Source organism: Bradyrhizobium sp. HKCCYLRH3099, from assembly GCF_051167855.1.
In the GTDB taxonomy this organism is placed as follows: domain Bacteria; phylum Pseudomonadota; class Alphaproteobacteria; order Rhizobiales; family Xanthobacteraceae; genus Bradyrhizobium.
Map to the genome: position 1 here is coordinate 149348 of NZ_JBNPTW010000011.1, position 17682 is coordinate 167029.

Here is a 17682-nt window from a genome sequence, read left to right on the forward strand (position 1 = left end):
AGCAGGGATCAGCGTGCCTCAGCTGCTGGACCTGGATCGAACCGGCTCGGGCTCGGCGCTCTTCGAGTTCAGACCGGCTTCCGGCGCGCGCTCGATCCGGTAGAGCTGGACATAGCTGCCGCGATACAGGGGCGACAATCCCGCGACCGTCGGCTGGCGTCGCGGCGGACCGATGAGAAGCACATCGTCGAAATCAGACCGCCAGCGATCCAGATAGGATGGCGGCGGCCCGTCGGACACCAGATCCGGCGCGCGCAGCCATCGCCATTCGACCGGCTCTCCCAGCGGCTCGGCGAGTTGATCGAACGGCGCGCGCACGATGACCGGCTGCATCGCCGGATGCGCGAACATCAGGGGCCAGAAGGCGCGGCGCTCGATCACGAGCAGGGCCGCCAGATGCGTATCGACCCGATGGACACCGGGCAAGGTCCGCTCGGTTCGGCTGCCATCGTCGATCCCCTCCAGCTCGCCATTGGTCGCGAGCACGCGCGTTCCCGGCTGCACTTGCGCGATCGCCGCACGCAATTCGGCGAGATCATCACGATGATCGATCCAGCCTTCGCCGACATCGACACAGCGCAGGATCGTAAGCGCCCCCAGCACGAGCCCGGCATACGCGGCGCCGCGTCGGCTGAGCCGCGGTTGCAGCCCGGCGAACAGCAGCAGGCCCATCATCGTGGCAATCCGGAAATCGATATAGACGCCGTTGATGGCCTTCGCGGGGGCGATGACGAAGCCCAGCAGCAGCGCGCAAAGCGCGAGCAAGAGACCGGGAGCGAGTTCGATCTGTCGGCGGATCAGGACCAGCAGCGACAGCACGGCGCCGGCGGTGAGAAGCGTCAGCCCGGTGCTGGTGGTCATGAACGGAGCAAAGATCCACCACAGCTTCGGCTGCCACAGCCAGGGGCCGGGCCGCGCGCCGGCTTCGCCGAGCGGGCCGAGCGCATAGAGCGTCAGCGCGGGCATGACTGACAGCGCGAGCGCCGCGGCTGTGAGTCCGATCTCTCGCGGCAGGCCCGTCGACCCGCGCAGCCGCCACAGCCGCTCGGCTTCGGCCGCGCCGACGATCACGGCGAAGAAGACGAGGCCGAGGATGTGCGACAGGAAGGTCGCCGTCGCAGCGAGCATGCCCCAGGCCGTCAGCAGCCACCAATCGCCACGTCGGCGCAGCACCAGCCAGCCGGCGGCGCCGCCGAGCGCCAGCCCGAGCGACATCTGGAAGTTCATGAAGCCGAGCAGGAAGACGCCGTTATAGGCGATGACGCCGGCGGCCAACGGCCACAAGGACAAGCGACCGAACGCGGCGCGATGATAGGCCACGACGCCGGCGAGCGGCGCGAACAGGCTGAACGCAAGCAGAATGCGGCCGCCGACATGAACGTCGGTGAAACGCAACAGCGCCGTGCCGATCAGGTCCATGCCGAGATTGGGCAGGATGCGCCAGTTCGGCTGGTACATCTGCGACAGCACGGGATCATCGGGATGCGCCAGCACGAACAGGCGCGCGAGGTGATTGGGATAGTCGAGCACCGGCGGCACGTCGACCAGCAGGAACGGGGTCGCGAGCACGATTGCGAGCAGGAGCGCCAGGACGAGCCAGAGGCGAGGAAGGGAGCGCGTCGTGGCAGTTGACGGAGGCTGCGGAGCCGCGCTGGCTTCGACAGGCAGCCCGGGTCGATCCTGCGCGGAAAGGCCGGCGAACGACCAGAACGGTTGCAGACGCATCGAGGTACCCCACTCCCACCGGGATACTTCGATACCATCCGATCTCAGACTGCAAGGTAGCGACGACGCCGCCTTATGGTTGTACCTAATGCCCCGTTAAATTACGGGGGCTGAGCCACTCAGGCGATGGCCTGGAGATAGCGCGCCACCGAGCGGTCGAAGGCCGCCTTGCCGTCGCTGGCCACGTTCTTCTGCCACCACGCGCCATAGATGCGATCAAAGGCGAGCGGCGCGACCGCGTCGGCGATGCGGCGCACGGCGGCGGCGCCGAGCGGAATGTAGTTCGGATAGGAATACATGAAGCTGACGTGGCGGCGGTCCATCGCGACCATCGCGATGTCGCCGGCGAATAGCGCCCCCTTGCCTGCCGCGCCCGCGCGCCAATGCAGCATGGTGGCGCCGGCGAAATGCCCGCCGGTGCGCAGCAGCAGCACATCATCGGAAATGGCGAGGCGGTCGCCGGTCCACGGCACGATCGCCGGATGCGGCCGGGTGACGAAGGCGCGGTCGTCGCCATGAAGATAGATCGGGATGTTGCCGAACGCCTCGCTCCAATCGGCGACGGCGCCATAGTAGTGCGGATGCGACACCGCGATGGCCTTGAGGCCGCCGAGGCTGCGGACATGCGCAATGGCCGCATCGGTCGCCAGCGGGATGCAATCCCACATCACGCAGCCGTCGCGCTCGGGGATCAGCAGCGCGCGCTGGCCGATCGCAAAGCCGGGGTCCAGAGCGAGGCCGGTCAGGCCGTCATCGTCGCGCCAGACGAGATGATGTTTCGCGGCGAGCTCGTCCCGGCTGAGGAAGCGCTGGCCGTTCCAGTTCACATATTGCCGTTCGTCCTCGCAGACGACGCAGGCCTGCGGCGGCGCTGGCGTATCGGCGAACTGCGCGCCGCATTGAAAGCAGGTCCAGAGCGGCATCGATCACCTCGTGAGGTTGCAAGGAGTGAAGCATAGCATGGCGGCCGCGCGTCGGCATGGTCGCGCACCGGTTCCTGATGGCCTATCGTCCGCCCGTTCAGACCAGGAGCCCCGGGACATGCCGACCACGCCGCGCCGCGCCTTCGTTCACCGCCTGCCAATGCGCAGCCCCGATGATGTCGGCGCGCTCGAATCTGCCATTGCGCAAGGCACGATCGATCCCGCCGGCATCGTCGCCATTCTCGGCAAGACCGAGGGCAACGGCTGCGTCAACGATTTCACCCGCGCCTTCGCCGTGCGCTCGCTCGAGGCGCTGCTTGGCCGATATCTCGCCGCCGACGCGCTGCGCGAGATCGCCATGGTGATGTCCGGCGGCACCGAGGGCGCGCTGTCGCCGCACATGATCGTGTTCGAGGCGCGCCGGCACAGCCGCGCGTCCGACGAGCCGCGGCGGTTTGCGACCTCGCTCGCGCTCGGGCGCGCGCGGACAAGCGTGCTGGCGAGCGAGCATCTCGGCCGCATGCGGCAGGTGGAGCTGGTCGCCGAGGGCGTGCGCGCGGCAATGGCCGACGCCGGGATCCGCGATCCCGCCGACGTCCACTACGTGCAAGTCAAGTGCCCGCTGCTGACGATGGAGCGCATCGAGGCGACGGAGGCGCGCGGCGCCCGCACCGCCGTGCGCGACACGCTGAAGTCGATGGGATTTTCCCGCGGCGCCTCGGCGCTGGGCGTGGCCGTCGCGCTCGGCGAGCTCGCTGCGGCCGATCTCTCCGACGCCATGATCTGTTCCGATTTCTCGCGCTTCAGCCGGCGCGCTGCGACCTCCGGCGGCGTCGAGCTGCTCGACCACGAGATCATGGTCGCCGGCATGTCGGCCGACTGGCGCGGGCCGCTCGCGATCGATCATGGCGTGATGAGCGACGCGATCGACATCGAGCCGGCGCGGCAGGCGCTCGCGCGGCTCGGCTTCGAGGTGGCCGGCCAGGTGCCGGCCGCCGAGCGCGGCCGCATCGCAGCGGTGCTCGCCAAGGCAGAAGCGGCGCAAGGCGGCCGGGTCCGCGGCCAGCGGCACACCATGCTGGACGACAGCGACGTCTCCTCGACCCGGCATGCCCGGGCCTTTGTCGGCGGCGCACTCGCCGGCCTGTTCGGCTTCACCGATCTGTTCGTGTCCGGCGGCGCCGAGCACCAGGGGCCGGATGGCGGCGGGCCGGTCGCGGTCATCGCGGAGCGATGCTGAGCGCCGTCTGGATCCCCCAGGAACCCCTGCACAAACACCGGTGCCTCCGCTCCCCTCCCCCTTGCGGGGAGGGGTCGGCGGTGGGGGTCCCCGCGGGAAGTCTCTCAGTGAGGTCGACGGGCTCCTGCCTCGAACAAAGCTCATCGCCCGCGGACCCCCACCCCCAACCCCTCCCCGCAAGGGGGAGGGGAGCGCACCGGTACCGTGGCGGCAGTTCGGACTCGATGGACGCCGGCCTGCGACATAATGCGCCTCTCAGCGACGAACGGTAACAAAAAACCGTGGAATGAGGCGGCACGAAGGATTGCGAATAATTCTCACCTGCACCAGGCAATATCGTCCTAGTGCAGTCACGGATGTAACGACCTTTCACCCAAATTCACGGCCTTGTTGAGAGAGGTTCGCAATTGGAACAAGCCAGTTGCAGACCTCACGAACAACAATTCAGTCCTTGAGCAACCATTGGGGTGGTGAGTATGGGTCGAGCTGTCTTTCCAGCGAGCTTGCGCGGAGGCCCCGCGCTTCGGGGGGAACCCTCCTCTGACGTATCCGGAGTCAAGGTGTCGGCGGTCGCGGGACTGATCGCCGTCGCCTCGTTCTCCGGCGCCGAGGCGCAGCAGGCGCCCCTGCCCTCCGTCACCGTCGAGGCGCCGACCGCCCGCGCCAAGCCCGCGCCGTCGCGGCCGTCAGCCGAGCAGGTCCGCGCCCGCAGCGCCTTGCGCCGCGCCGCGCGGCAGCCGCAGCAGCCGCCACAGCAGACCGGGCCGCAGACGCCGCCCGACGCCAATCCTTACGCGGACGCCGCCGCGCCCTACAAGGTCGACCGCGTCGCCTCCGGCAAGTTCACCGAGAAGCTCGTCAATACGCCGAAGACCATCACGGTGATGAGCAAGGAGGTGATGGAGGACAAGCGCATCACCACCCTGAAGGAGGTCGGCCGCTCCACCGCCGGCGTCACGCTCGGCTCCGGCGAGGGCGGCAACGCGTTCGGCGACCGCTTCTTCATCCGCGGCTTCGACGCGCGCAACGACATCTTCATCGACGGCATCCGCGATCCCGCGGTGTCGGTGCGCGAGAACTTCTTCACCGAGCAGGTCGAGATCCTGCGCGGGCCCGCATCCGCCTATGCCGGCCGCGGCACGGCCGGCGGCGCCATCAACATCATCACCAAGCAGGCCGGCGACCGCAATTTCTACAATGCCGAATCGACTGTTGGCACCGACCAGACCAAGCGCGTCACGCTCGACGTCAACCAGACGATCTCGCCGACCTTCGCGGTGCGCACCGGCGGCCTGTTCCAGGACGCCAATGTCGCCGGGCGCGACCACGTCACCGACGACCGCTGGGGCGGCTTCATCTCGACCAAATGGACGCCGAACGATTCGGTGAAGGTGACCACGAACTACGTCCACACCGATCTCTCCGGCTATCCGGATTTCGGCGTGCCGTTCTACAAGCAGGGCAACATCCCGGCGACCTCGGCCGGTATCCCGCGCACCAACTGGTACGGCTTCCTCAACCGCGACTTCCAGGCGGCGCGGCAGGATTTCGGCACGCTGGCGGGCGAGCTGAAGCTCAGCGACAGCGTCACCTTCACCAGCAAGCTGCGCGGCGAGCATTCCGAGCTCAACTACATCGGCACCCTGCCGAATGCGAGCGTGGCCGGAACGGCCAACGCCGATCCGACCAAGTGGTTCTTCAACGCCAGCGCGCAGAGCCGCTATCAGCTGGTCGACAACTGGGCCAACCAGAACGATTTGACGTTCAAATACGACACCGGTCCGATCAAGCACACCACGGTGATGGGCACCGAGTTTTCCAAGGAGAAGATCTCGATCGACCGCTATGCCGGCCTGACCTCGGAGGCGTTCGGCTCGCAGGGCACCACCGGCGGCGGACTGCAGAACCAGAACATGTTCAGTCCCGCCTATACCAACCTGCCGTTCACCACCGTGCCCTATCTGACCGGCAATCCGACGCGCTACGACGTCGACAGCAAGAGCGCCTATGTCATCGACACCGCCAACTGGCGCGACACGCTGATCCTCTCCAGCGGCATCCGCTATGACGGCTACGCGATGCGCTCGTCGAACAACACGGCGTCGGCGACGGTCGATTCCGACCTGATCAACTACAATGTCGGCCTCGTCTTCAAGCCGCTGCCCATCGGCAGCCTCTATGCGGCCTATGCGACCTCGGCCAATCCGTTCGGCTCGGAGCTCGACGGCACCGCGACCGATTACGGCGGCATTCCGCCGAACAGCACCATCATCCTCGGGCCGGAGCGCAACAAGGGCGCCGAGATCGGCACCAAATGGGAGCTGGTCGACCGCCATCTCCTGGTGACCGGCGCGCTGTTCCAGACCGAGAAGGAGAACGCCCGCGAGACCGTCAACGGACTGCTGACCTCGGGTGCCGCCTACCGCATCCAGGGCATCGACATCGAGGCCGAGGGCAAGATCACCGATCGCTGGAGCATCTTCGGCGGCCTGGTGCTGATGCAGTCGAAGGTGACGCAGAGCGGCATCGCCTCCAACAACGGCCTGCAGCTCGCCAACATCGCGCACCAGTCGCTCAGCGTGCTGTCCAAGTACAAGTTCGACGACGGCTGGGAGATCGGCGGCCAGGCCGTATACCGGTCGAAAGTGTTCGGCGGCACCTTCGCGGCCAACACCGGCAACGAGCTGCCGAGCTACTGGCGCTTCGATGCCTTCGTGGAGAAGCAGATCGACAAGAACTGGAGCATGAAGGTGTATGCCCAGAACATCACCAACCAGCTCTATTACGACACGTTCTACCGCAGCGCCGTGCCGTTCACGCAGGTCGCTCCCGGCCGCGCGTTCTATCTGATCACCACCGCGAAGTTCTGAGCCGGACATCGTCCCGATCCAGAAACAGTTTCGCCAAACTCCCGCCGCATCCTTCGGGCGCGGCGGGAGACGGACCGACGAACTGATCGACCGAACAGAGCGCCGGAGGCCCAATCAACCGGAGAGAGGGCTCGACATCAGCGTCACTCTCCCATCTCGAATTGAATGACGAACATCAGCGCAACCAGGAGGTTTCAATTGTTGCCGTGAGGCGACAGTGCGGGGATCAACTCCCATTTTCGGAAATGGATGGAAACTTTTCGCATTCCGGCCACGAGCGGAACCAGCTTTGGACCGCTTTCCCTCGCTTCTTGACTTGCATTCGCAACAGGCACGCGCCCGTTGCGGGCGTTCAACGAACCAGGTTCTCGCGGACCAAGGTTCACAAAACCCAAGTCAAGTTGCGTAACGAATGGGGTGGTCGAAGATGGGTAAGGCAGTCTTTCCAAGGAGCTTAAGAGGAGCCGGCGGGCACGAATGGGAATCACCGGCTGACGTGTCGGGCGTGACGGTCTCGGCAGTGGCTGGCCTGATCGCGGTCGCGTCGTTCTCCAGTGCCGAAGCCCAGCAGGCGCCGCTGCCGTCCGTCAACGTCGAAGCGCCGGTGGCGCGTCCGAAGCCGGCGGCCTCGCGCCCATCCACGGAGCAGATCCGCGCCCGCGACGCGATGCGTCGCGCCGCCCGCCAGCAACAGCAGCAGCAGGTCGCGGCTCCCGTCAGCAACCTGCCGCCCGACCGCAACCCCTATTCGAGCCCCGCCTCCGACTACAAGGGCGAGCGGCTGCAGGCCTCGGGCAAATTCCCCGAGAAACTCCTGAACACGCCGAAGACCGTCACGGTCCTCAGCAAGGAGATCCTGGCCGACAAGAACTCCACCAGCCTAAAATCCGCCGTGCTCTCCACCGCGGGCGTGACGCTCGGCACCGGCGAAGGCGGCAACGCGTTCGGCGACCGCTTCTTCATCCGCGGCTTCGACGCCCGCAACGACGTCTTCATCGACGGCGTGCGTGATGCCGGCGTCTCGGTGCGCGAGAACTTCTTCACCGAGCAGGTCGAGATCCTGCGCGGCCCGGCGTCGTCCTTCGCCGGCCGCGGCACCACCGGCGGCGCGATCAACATCGTGACCAAGCAGGCCACGACCGAGAACAGCTTCTACAACATGGACACGACGCTCGGCACCGACCAGACCAAGCGCGTGGTGATCGACGTCAACCAGAAGATCACGCCGACCTTCGCCGCCCGCGTCGGCGGCCTGTTCCAGGACGCCGGCGTGGCGGGACGCGACTACGTCACCGACAACCGCAATGGCGGCTTCATCGCCACCAAGTGGACGCCGCTCGACACCGTCACCCTGGCTGCCAACTACATCCACAGCGAGGTCTCGGGCCGTCCGGATTTCGGCGTTCCGTATTACCGGCCGAGCAATCTGGTCGCCGGCGCACCGTTCCCCGAGGTCGGCGCGCCGCGCACCGCCTGGTACGGCTTCGTCAACCGCGACTTCCAGCGCATCGGCCAGGACATCGGCTCGTTCAATGCCGAGGTGAAGATCACCCCCGACCTGACCATCTCCGACAAGGTCCGGGTGTCGCGCTCGACCCTGAACTACATCGGCACCTTGCCGGAAGGGCCCACGATCACCAATCCGATCCAGAACTCGGTGATCCGGGCCAATCCGCAGAGCCGCTTCCAGCAGACCGACGTGCTCGCCAACCAGCTGGATGCGACCTACAAGTTCGACACCGGCCCGTTCAAGCACACGCTGGTCGCGGGCCTCGAGGTCTCGCAGGAAAAGGCCATCATCAACAGCTACACCGGTCTGACATCCGAGCAGCAGGGCCTCGCCTTCGCGGGCAACGGATCGCTCTCGAACGTCAGCGTGTTCAACCCGCAGTTCACCAACCTGCCGTTCGGAATTCCCTCGCTCGGCCAGTTCCCGACCAACATCAAGATCGACACCGCGAGCGTCTACGCGCTCGACAGCGTCAACTATCGTGACTTCGTCATCCTCAATGGCGGCGTCCGCTACGACAAATACGACGTCCGCGTCGACGGCTTCGGCACCGTCAACGGCGTCGCCAACACGCCGGGCTCGACCGCGGCCTCCAGCGGCCTGCCGAACTTCAACGTCGGCCTCACTTTGAAGCCGCTGCCCTATGCCAGCGTCTATGCGGCCTATGCGACGTCGTCCAATCCGGTCGGCGCCGAGTTCGACGGCCTCAACGCCGCGTATGGCGGCCTCTCGGCGGTCACCAATGGCGGCGCCAACCAGGTGTTCGGGCCCGAGAAGAACACCTCGATCGAGATCGGCACCAAATGGGAGCTGCTCGACGGCCGCCTGCTGGTCACCGGCGCGCTGTTCCAGACCGAGAAGGAGAACGCCCGCGAGTCGCGCAACATCGCCAACAGGGCCCAGGCCACGGCCGACTGCCCCTATCCGGTCGGGACCACCGGCAACGTGCCGTGTCTGTCGGCAGGCGCAGCCTACCGCATCCGCGGCATCGACCTGCAGGCGGGCGGCAAGCTGACCGACAAATGGAGCATCTTCGGCGGCCTCGTGCTGATGGAATCCGAGGTGACGAAGTCGAACATCCCGCCGGCCAACACGGCGCTGTTCACGAGCAATGTCGGCCTGCAGCTCGCCAACACCGCGCACCAGTCGTTCAGCCTGCTGACGAAGTACCAGCTCAACGACACCTGGGAAATCGGCGGCCAGGCCGTGTACCGCTCCAAGATCTATGGCGGCACATGGCTCGCGGCCAACCAGGGCACGGAGCTGCCGAGCTACTGGCGCTTCGATGCCTTTGCGGAAGCCAAGATCAACAAGAACTGGACCGCGAAGGTGTTTGTTGCCAACATCTTCGACAAGCTCTACTACGACGCATTCTATCAGAGTGCCACGCCGTTCTCGCTGGTCGGTCCGGGACGAAGCGCATCGATCGTCGTTTCGGGACGGTTCTGACCTCAGCGCAAGCGAGCCGGGGCACATCATCGAGTTGAGTTCATGCTGATCTGTGTCCCCGGTATTTTGAGCAAAGACGATGTGGCGGAGTTCCGCCGCATCATGGACCAAAGCGACTGGGAGGACGGCCGTTCGACCGCCGGCGCCCAGTCGGCCATGGTCAAGCGCAACGAGCAGCTGCCGCCCGACAGCGAGGTGGCGCGCAAGCTTGGCCACCGCATCATCTCGGCGATGACCGCCAATCCGCGCTTTCTCGCCGCCGCCATCCCGCAGCAGATCTTCCCGCCGCTGTTCAACCGCTACAGCGCCGAGTCGGGACATCATTTCGGCATTCACGTCGACAACGCCGTGCGCGGCGACAAGCTCACCGGCCTGCGCATCCGCACGGATCTCTCGGTCACGCTGTTTCTCTCCGAGCCCGAGGATTACGATGGCGGCGAACTCGTCATCGAGGATCTCTACGGCTCGCATGAGGTGAAGCTGCCGGCCGGCGACCTCGTGCTATATCCCGCCTCGAGCCTGCACATGGTGACGCCGGTGACGCGCGGCGTCCGCGTCGCCTCGTTCTTCTGGCTGCAGAGCATGATCAGGGATCCGCTCGCCCGCAGCATGATCTTCGATCTCGATACGACCATCCAGGGCCTGTCGCAGCGTCTGGGACGTGACGATCCGGAGATGGTTCGCCTGACCGGCCTCTATCACAACCTGATCCGCTACTGGGCCGAGGTCTGAGCCCGGCTCTCACCGGCGCGTCAGGATCCTCTGCGAGCGAGCCGCGGCTCAGGAGCCTCGGCTCGCCGATCCGTGTTCCTTTCGCGCGCGGCCCTGCCGCTTCGGCAGCCGAGCCCCTGTCCTCATCGGGTCGATCATCAGCACGGCCGTCGATCATCTGCGCATCCCTCCGAACCGCACCGCGCGCGATTGTCCTTCAGCGCTTCAGTCGATGTGTCGCATCGTCGGTCGCCCGCCCGCATGCAACAGTGAGCGCGGTCACCCGCTTCGATCACTTGCGCACCGAATCATCCACATCGGTCGCATCCGCGCCGATCTCGCCGCCGGACCGCTGCTAAGCTGACGCTGATCGTTTTCCGCGGCCACGACTAATTAGAATTGATGGAAGTCCGAACGGCGGCAATTGCGTGATCGGCAGGCCGCATTGGTGGCAACCGGCATCCTTCGAATCGTTCCAGATTAGAAACTTCAGATAGTTAGTGCACGAGGAGCGCCTTCAAGCGACGATCCGCTAGCCGCACGGCATGCTCTCGCACATCGCATCGCACGCACGGACTTGATTGCCGACATTGATGAACCCGCTTTGAGTCAAGGCAGCGTCTCAAATCAGCCCCGTTGCGCCGTGAAACATTACCGCAAGTTTAACTACTAGGGGTGTGCAGCAACATGTTCAGGATCGTTCTTCATGTCGGAGCGGTGATCGCAGCCGTTTCGGCCGGCGCCATGGCGCACGCCGAGCAGCCGTCCACCTCGCCGAGACCTGGCCAGGCTGCCGTTGCGCCACAGACTGCTGCGACGGCGCCCGCAGCGCGAAGCACCCCGAGCACACCAGCACCGGCAGCGACGGTCGCGCAAGCCCAGGCGCCCGTCAGTGCCGCCACAGCTAACAGCACGGCGCAGGCACAGCCCGCCGCAGCGAAGCCCGTGACCACCGGTCAGGCACCGGCGGCGACTCCGGCAGCCGCCGCGACACAGCCCGCAACGACCGCGGCAGCGCCAGCCGCAGCCGTCGCGCCGGCGGCGACGACGCCGCCCGCGGCCCCGTCGGCTGCAGCCGACGCACACGCGCCGACCGCGACCGAGGCCGTCACCGACGCGTCGCCGGCCGACAAGGCAAAGGAGCAGGCCGACAAGCCGGCCCAGACCACGACGCAGGCGGCCACGCACGTGCCCCACGACCTGTCGCCGTGGTCGATGTTCCTCGCCGCCGACATCCTCGTGAAGTCGGTGATGATGGGCCTTGCGCTCGCCTCGCTCGCGACCTGGACCGTCTTCATCGCCAAGACCATCGAGTTCGGCATCCTGCGCCGCAAGCTGGGCAGCGCGCTGCGGAAGGTGGACAACGTCCGCTGGCTGTCCGAAGCGAAGCTCGCTTTGGGCTCGCGCCAGACCGTGCTGAACGCGTTGATCGACGCCGCCATGCATGAGATCAGATTGTCGTCCGAGCTGCCGTCTCACGGCGTGAACGAACGCGCTGCGTCGAGCTTCTCGGAGATCGTGCGCGCCGAAGGCCGCCGCTGCCGGACCGGCATGGGACTGCTCGCCACCATCGGTTCGATCTCCCCCTTCGTCGGTCTGTTCGGCACCGTCTGGGGCATCATGAACAGCTTCATCGGCATCTCGAAATCGCAGACCACGAACCTCGCGGTCGTCGCTCCCGGCATTGCCGAGGCGCTGCTCGCGACCGCCATCGGCCTCGTGGCCGCAATCCCCGCCGTCATCATCTACAACCACTTCACGCGGGTGACGAAGGGCTACATGGAGCTCGTCAACCGGTCCTCCGGCGCCACGGCCCGCATGCTGTCGCGTGATCTCGATCGCGGCCAGAGCCACCACACGCCGCATGCCAGCCGCTTCGAGCCGATCCACGTCCACTCCGCGCCTCCGATGGCGCTGGCCGCGGAGTAGGCGCAATGGCGGTCTCTCTTTCGGAAGCCGATGGCGACGACGATCTCGGCGAATCCAGCGACATCAACGTCACGCCGTTCATCGACGTGATCCTGGTGCTGCTGATCATCTTCATGGTGGCGGCGCCGCTCTCGACGGTCGACGTGCCCGTCGATCTGCCGACCTCGTCGGCGACGCCGCAGAAGAAGCCGGACAAGCCGATCTATGTCAGCATCAAGCCGGACCTGACCTTGTTCGTCGGCGAAGAGCAGGTCAAGCGGGCGAGCCTGGTGAGCACGCTCGAGCACATTCCCGACGCCGCCAAGGACAAGTTCATCTTTCTCCGGGCGGACCGCGGCGTCGCCTACGGCGAACTGATGGACGTGATGGAACTGCTGCGGACCGGCGGCTATCCGAAGATCAAGCTGGTCACGGTCGAAGGCGTCTCACAGGCAGCCGCGCAGGCTGCACACTGACCCCCTGTAACGACGGAAGTGAAGAATGGTCGAACACAAGTATCAAGGAGCGTCGCGCCGCTTGTGGATCTCAGCCGCCATCGGCGCGGTGATGTTGCACGGCGGCGGCGCCGCTCTCGCGGTCGTCCATCTCAGCGGCCATGAACAAGAAGGCGGCCTCGGCGCCGCCGGCGCCGAGTTCGCCCTCGAGATGGCGTCGCCCCAGGTCGAGGACAACGATCTTCCGCCCGGCCCCGACAGCGACGCGGCCGAGGCCGCGCCGGAGCAGATGCAGCAGACCGCCGAGGTCAAGGAGTCCGATGCGGTCAAGGACAAGCCGACCGAAAACGAGGAGGAGGCCGATCGGGTCGTCACGATGAACGAGCCGAAGAAGCCGGAGAAGGAAGAGCAGCAACAGGCGCAGCAGCAGGCGGAAGCCTCCGTCGCGTCGGCCGCACAGGAGGAGTCGGCGCGCAAATCCCTCGACGAGGCGGCTCCGCCAGCCGAGACCGCCAAGGCTCCGAATCCCGGCATGGGCAAGGACAAGCAGAAGCTGACCAATGACTGGGGCCGCAAGATCAGCGCCTATTTCGAGCTGCACAAGAAGTATCCGGACGGGAAGAAGCACAACGGAACGGTCAAGGTCGCGCTGGTGCTGAGCCGCGCCGGCAAGGTGATGTCGGCCTCCGTGATGCAGTCCTGCGGTGATCCGATGTTCGACAACGCGGCCCTGTCGATGATCCGCCGCTCCGACCCGGTGCCGGCGCCGCCGGCGGGGCTGACCGACGATCAGTTCAGCTTCAGCCTCGACGTGAACTTCAATCAGAAGAAGTAGTCGCGCGCTCTGTGCGCGCGTCTGCAGACTAGGCAGCGCTTGCGATTCCGCGGGCGCTGCTTTTTCATTGCGAGGGGTTGCGGCGGGCTAAGAGCCAGCGCTGAGCGGGCGTCTCGGCGGGAGGCTCCGATCGTCGCCTCATGGTTCGAGACGCGCCGCGAGCGGCGATCGCACCTCACATCGGCGCACTCGGCGCGGCGCTCCTCACCATGAGGGTCAAAAGCCGGACGGCACTGCACGCCGACCATAAGCACGCCACGGCGTGTTCATGGAGAGGAGCGACTTTGGCGTTGCCGTGCCCGGACTCGTTCTCCTCACGCTGAGGAGCACGCCGAAGGCGGGCGTCTCGAAGCGCGAGGCCTCGGTCTGATCCGATTTGCTGGATAAAGACGACGAGCCCACCGGCTCCGCCAACTAGTACTGCACCCTCGCGCCGACCTGGACCACCGTGGCCGAGAGATTGTTCTCCTTGAAGTTCGAGCGCGTCTCCTCGCGGCGGACGCTGGCGCGGAGCTGCAGCAGGCGGGAGAACTTGTAGAGCATGCCGACTTCGACGAGATAGCGGTTGTCGACGCGGGTGGTGCCGGTGAAGGCGTCCTGGCCGACACCTGCGAGGAACGTGCCGACCAGCCAGGGCTCGAACTGGTGCTCGACGCCGACGGTGACGTCGCGCTTGAGCACGCCGGAGATGCCGGGCTCGGTGATCTCCACGACCTGCGACTTGGCGCCGAGCATGACCGCGGTCTCCTTGGCATACTGCCAGGTGAGGTTGGCGTCGGCGATGAAGCCGTTGACCGGCTTCAGCATGGGATCCTGATAGCGGCGCATGAGATAGCCGACGGCGACGTCGCCGGTCAGCGTGTCGGCATAGTTGAAGGTGACGCCTGCCTCCACCGCGGTGCCGGTGGAGTCGCGGCGAAAGCCTTCGGCGTCGACGGCGATGTCGTGCACGCGGCGATCGACGGCGACGTCGACGAAGGGCCGGATCTCCGGGGTGAGATTGTAGGTGACGCGACTCTGCGAGCCGTACTGCACGAAGTTGCGGTCCGCATTGCTGACGATCTGGCCGTCCATCAGCGGCGCGTTCTGGAAGGCCACGCGGTCGATGGCGGCCTTGGTCGAGATCTCGACCTCCTCGAACCGCTTGGTCAGACCGGCGGAGCCGCCCACGGTCGACGCCAGCGGAATCCTGGCGAAGCGTCCGGCAAAGCGCGGCGTGCCGGGATCATCGGCATCGACGACAACGTGGCCCTCGCCGTTGAGCGCAAACGTATCGGTGATGTCGTAGCGCCCATTCACCTTCGCGTCGACGGTGGGCCTCGAGAGCTGCCGGAGCTTGGCATAGTCGATATAGCCGACGCGCACATCGGCGTTGAGCAGATGCCTCTCGAACTGAGAGCGCACGAGCAGGACCGGCGCAACGCTGACGAAGGCGGAGCCCTTGCCTTGCGGCACACGCCCGGGATTGCTGTCGAAACCGGAGGACATCTCGAAGGCAGGCTTCAGGATGAAGTTGCCGACCGTGATGCCCTTTGGCTCGAAAGGGTCCTCCTCCATCATCGGCGGTGCCTGCGGCTGCGGCTCCTGCGGCTTCTGTCCTCGATTGACCGGCGGCAGCCGCATCTTCGGCTTGTCGGCGAGAACGGGCGGAATCGGTTGCGCATCCTGCCGCGGGATCGGTGGAAGATTGCGCGGCAGCACACCTCGCGTGGCGGGCGGAGGGCTCACGGCGAAGGCCAGCGCATCGAGACAGCGATTGGGAACGTTGGTCATCGACAGCCGGCCCGGCGTCGACAGGCAGCCGCCGACCAAGAGACCCGCCGATGGCGCGCCGAAGAATCCGTTGCGCACGGGAGCGAGGCGGGGCTGCGGCTCACGGCGTGCAGCCTGCGGAAGCGCGCCCGCGCCGGCATCGATCGGGGATTTCGGTCGCGGTCGCTCCTCGACCTGCGTCGCCGCCTTCGGCTCGGGCTCGGCGCCGCCCGGCGCGACGATCACCTGTGGGATCACCAGCGGACCGTTGCCGTTGGCGGGCCGCGCCGGCTGGCGGCGACGACCGGGAATGACCACCACCGGTCCGCCCTCGGTGGTCCCTGGATCTGCATAGGCGCTGGCCTGCGTGCCGGGAACGACGGTCTGGCCGAGCGCGGGCGCCCCGCCGACCAACGTCACGAGCAGCACAGCGAACGCGGCCGTCTCCTCCTGACGCAGCGAGACCCAACCAATGCCACGCCTGGAATCGGACGTCTCTCGTGCTTTCCGTTCCAAAAAGCTTCGTCTCCGTCGCGGCCGGCAACCTGAGCAGGGCGGCGGCCGCGGCGGCGCGAGACGTTCTCGCCTCACGACGACGCGGCCGTCGACAATCGGATCACTCGATGATCAGCGTGCCCTTGTTGCCCTGATGGAAGTCGTCGAAGAATTCGTAGCGGCCAGGCTTCTGCGCCTTGATCTTCACGATCCCCTCCATGTTCGGCTTGATCACCGTCTCGAACTGCAGCGGCTCGCTCTCGAACTCGACGGGCGCACCATCCAGGTTCTTCACCTTGAAGACGATCGGCGTGTCCGCCGGCGCCTTCATCTCGGCCGGCTGAAACTTGTTGTCCTTGACGGAAATCTCGATCGTCGTCTCGGCCGCCCGGGCGGGCAGCGCGAACGCGGTCGCCAACAGCGCAACGGCGGCTGCAGCCTGTGCTTTTTCGAAGAGCGTCATGATGAATGTCCTTGTCCCGAATTCGTCGTGTGGCGGAGCTCACAAAGGCGCGTCTATCTTCACGCGCCTCCGACACATCGTAGAACGACTATAAATTCCCGAATGCGGCAATTTACCGTGTCGAAATTTGACAAACTCGTTGTGTGCGACAAACCGCGCGATCTTTATTAGTTGATGCGTGATGGCGAACGCGCCCCCGATCAGTTGCGGGACATACGGCCGTCATGTGCACGAAGGCGCCGTGCGCCGGAGTCCGTGCGCGTGCAGGCCGCGCTGGTCCGAAACACCGCTATCGCCTGTCGATCCCAACCGCGACGATCTCTTCAACAGACGTCTGCTCGGCGCACGCGGCTCAGCCAGGACCTCGGCCCGATCAATGCACCGGCGGCACGCGGGATGCGCGAAGACGTTCGCGGTCACGCGGGCTGTTCGCATCCTGCGGGACCGGACGATCGCCGGCACGCGCGCCTGAGAGCCGCGCATGCACCAGCAGCGAAATCAAACGCCGTCCTGCACCGCCAGGACGCCTGCGGGCGCACACCACCGATGCGCGCCGTCTCATCGGCCGACTCCGAGCCGCTTGTCGTGGACGCTGAGCGTACGAGGCATGCGCGCAGGGATCGGCTTTGCTGTCACAGGCGGCGGCGCCGCGCGCTGCGGCGGCAGATCGGGCACGACCGATATCTCCTCCTCGCGCGCAACAACCGGCGTGAGCTCCGGGCTACGGCTGCGGGCCGCGGCCGGATCGGCGCGCACGATGCCCGGCACGCGCTTGCGTCCGGTGACCATGGCACGCATGAGATTCTCCCGCTGCAGCACGCTCATCCACACGGTCCCGAGCACATGCACGGCGATCAGCGCGATGATCGCGTTCGACGACAGCGCATGGGCCTGCTCGATCCAGCCGACGCCGAAGAAGCGCTGCGAGACCTGCATCACGCCGCTGACCGTCGAGACGATCAGGAGAGCGAGCATGGCGACCAGCATCGCTGCGCCCGCGGGGTTGAGACCGAGATAGCGCCCTGTCTCGCCGCGCAGGATGTTGACGATGTATTTGGGCGCCGCGCGCAGCTTCAGGCTGATGCGCGCGAACAGCGAATGGCGGCTGCCGATCACGCCCCAGATCAGGCGGAAGGCGAGCAGGCCGATCACGGCATAGCCCGCCAGCCGGTGCAGACGGTCGAACGTATTGGGCGTGACGCAGGCGACGAGCACGAAGGCCGCAAGGGCCCAGTGCCAGACGCGGAGCGGAAGGTCCCAGATCGCGACGGTCCCCGAACGTGGGTTCGCCGGCCGCTCGGAGGCAACGCTGCGCTGCGCCGGACCTGCGTCACGCGTGATCATCA

At 66.3% G+C, this 17682-nt stretch carries 12 protein-coding genes; 7 read left to right on the plus strand and 5 right to left on the minus strand.

The features are described 5' to 3' along the window. Positions 1–18 precede the first annotated feature (18 nt). Together ACQR1Y_RS21305 and ACQR1Y_RS21310 are read right to left on the minus strand one after the other, a co-directional pair. A complete protein-coding gene (locus ACQR1Y_RS21305; protein WP_434875196.1) occupies positions 19–1725 on the minus strand; it encodes a hypothetical protein in 1707 nt (568 codons plus the stop codon). A gap of 119 nt (positions 1726–1844) precedes the next feature. Further along, positions 1845–2648 (minus strand): MBL fold metallo-hydrolase, encoded by an 804-nt coding sequence (locus ACQR1Y_RS21310; protein ID WP_434875195.1) that lies wholly within the window; start codon positions 2646–2648, stop codon positions 1845–1847. Positions 2649–2766: 118 nt separating this feature from the next. On the opposite strand from ACQR1Y_RS21310, the gene ACQR1Y_RS21315 reads away from it, so the two are divergent. From ACQR1Y_RS21315 to ACQR1Y_RS21345, 7 genes are all read left to right on the plus strand, one after another. Then, complete coding sequence (locus ACQR1Y_RS21315; RefSeq protein ID WP_434875194.1) at positions 2767–3888, plus strand: ring-opening amidohydrolase; 1122 nt, start codon at positions 2767–2769, stop codon at positions 3886–3888. A gap of 476 nt (positions 3889–4364) precedes the next feature. After that, positions 4365–6758 (plus strand): TonB-dependent receptor, encoded by a 2394-nt coding sequence (locus ACQR1Y_RS21320; RefSeq protein ID WP_434875193.1) that lies wholly within the window; start codon positions 4365–4367, stop codon positions 6756–6758. A gap of 427 nt (positions 6759–7185) precedes the next feature. Continuing rightward, positions 7186–9717, plus strand: coding sequence for a TonB-dependent receptor (locus ACQR1Y_RS21325; RefSeq protein ID WP_434861091.1), 2532 nt, complete (start codon positions 7186–7188; stop codon positions 9715–9717). A 42-nt stretch (positions 9718–9759) separates the two neighbouring features. Continuing rightward, positions 9760–10449 carry a Fe2+-dependent dioxygenase gene (locus ACQR1Y_RS21330; RefSeq protein ID WP_434861092.1) on the plus strand — a complete coding sequence of 230 codons (690 nt, stop codon included), beginning with the start codon at positions 9760–9762 and terminating at the stop codon, positions 10447–10449. Positions 10450–11115: 666 nt separating this feature from the next. Continuing rightward, positions 11116–12357, plus strand: coding sequence for a tonB-system energizer ExbB (gene exbB / locus ACQR1Y_RS21335; protein WP_434875192.1), 1242 nt, complete (start codon positions 11116–11118; stop codon positions 12355–12357). A gap of 5 nt (positions 12358–12362) precedes the next feature. Further along, positions 12363–12812 (plus strand): TonB system transport protein ExbD, encoded by a 450-nt coding sequence (gene exbD, locus ACQR1Y_RS21340; RefSeq protein ID WP_434861094.1) that lies wholly within the window; start codon positions 12363–12365, stop codon positions 12810–12812. 25 nt (positions 12813–12837) lie between these two features. Further along, positions 12838–13626: an energy transducer TonB family protein gene (locus ACQR1Y_RS21345; protein ID WP_434875191.1), complete on the plus strand. Its 789-nt coding sequence runs from the start codon at positions 12838–12840 to the stop codon at positions 13624–13626. 414 nt (positions 13627–14040) lie between these two features. On the opposite strand, the gene ACQR1Y_RS21350 is transcribed toward ACQR1Y_RS21345, so the two are convergent. The 3 genes from ACQR1Y_RS21350 to ACQR1Y_RS21360 all read right to left on the minus strand — a co-directional run bounded on the left by ACQR1Y_RS21350 (position 14041) and on the right by ACQR1Y_RS21360 (position 17680). Then, complete coding sequence (locus ACQR1Y_RS21350) at positions 14041–15894, minus strand: outer membrane beta-barrel protein (RefSeq protein ID WP_434875190.1); 1854 nt, start codon at positions 15892–15894, stop codon at positions 14041–14043. Between the two features lie 100 nt (positions 15895–15994). Beyond that, complete coding sequence (locus tag ACQR1Y_RS21355; protein ID WP_434875189.1) at positions 15995–16336, minus strand: cupredoxin domain-containing protein; 342 nt, start codon at positions 16334–16336, stop codon at positions 15995–15997. Positions 16337–16894: 558 nt separating this feature from the next. Continuing rightward, complete coding sequence (locus tag ACQR1Y_RS21360; protein WP_434875188.1) at positions 16895–17680, minus strand: cytochrome b/b6 domain-containing protein; 786 nt, start codon at positions 17678–17680, stop codon at positions 16895–16897. Positions 17681–17682: the final 2 nt, after the last annotated feature.

Coding starts and splice junctions, on each gene's coding strand:
- ACQR1Y_RS21305 (WP_434875196.1), bottom strand. CDS start 1,725: ATGCGTCTGCAACCGTTCTGGTCGTTCGCCGGCCTTTCCGCGCAGGAT.
- ACQR1Y_RS21310 (WP_434875195.1), bottom strand. CDS start 2,648: ATGCCGCTCTGGACCTGCTTTCAATGCGGCGCGCAGTTCGCCGATACG.
- ACQR1Y_RS21315 (WP_434875194.1), top strand. CDS start 2,767: ATGCCGACCACGCCGCGCCGCGCCTTCGTTCACCGCCTGCCAATGCGC.
- ACQR1Y_RS21320 (WP_434875193.1), top strand. CDS start 4,365: ATGGGTCGAGCTGTCTTTCCAGCGAGCTTGCGCGGAGGCCCCGCGCTT.
- ACQR1Y_RS21325 (WP_434861091.1), top strand. CDS start 7,186: ATGGGTAAGGCAGTCTTTCCAAGGAGCTTAAGAGGAGCCGGCGGGCAC.
- ACQR1Y_RS21330 (WP_434861092.1), top strand. CDS start 9,760: ATGCTGATCTGTGTCCCCGGTATTTTGAGCAAAGACGATGTGGCGGAG.
- exbB (WP_434875192.1), top strand. CDS start 11,116: ATGTTCAGGATCGTTCTTCATGTCGGAGCGGTGATCGCAGCCGTTTCG.
- exbD (WP_434861094.1), top strand. CDS start 12,363: ATGGCGGTCTCTCTTTCGGAAGCCGATGGCGACGACGATCTCGGCGAA.
- ACQR1Y_RS21345 (WP_434875191.1), top strand. CDS start 12,838: ATGGTCGAACACAAGTATCAAGGAGCGTCGCGCCGCTTGTGGATCTCA.
- ACQR1Y_RS21355 (WP_434875189.1), bottom strand. CDS start 16,336: ATGACGCTCTTCGAAAAAGCACAGGCTGCAGCCGCCGTTGCGCTGTTG.
- ACQR1Y_RS21360 (WP_434875188.1), bottom strand. CDS start 17,680: ATGATCACGCGTGACGCAGGTCCGGCGCAGCGCAGCGTTGCCTCCGAG.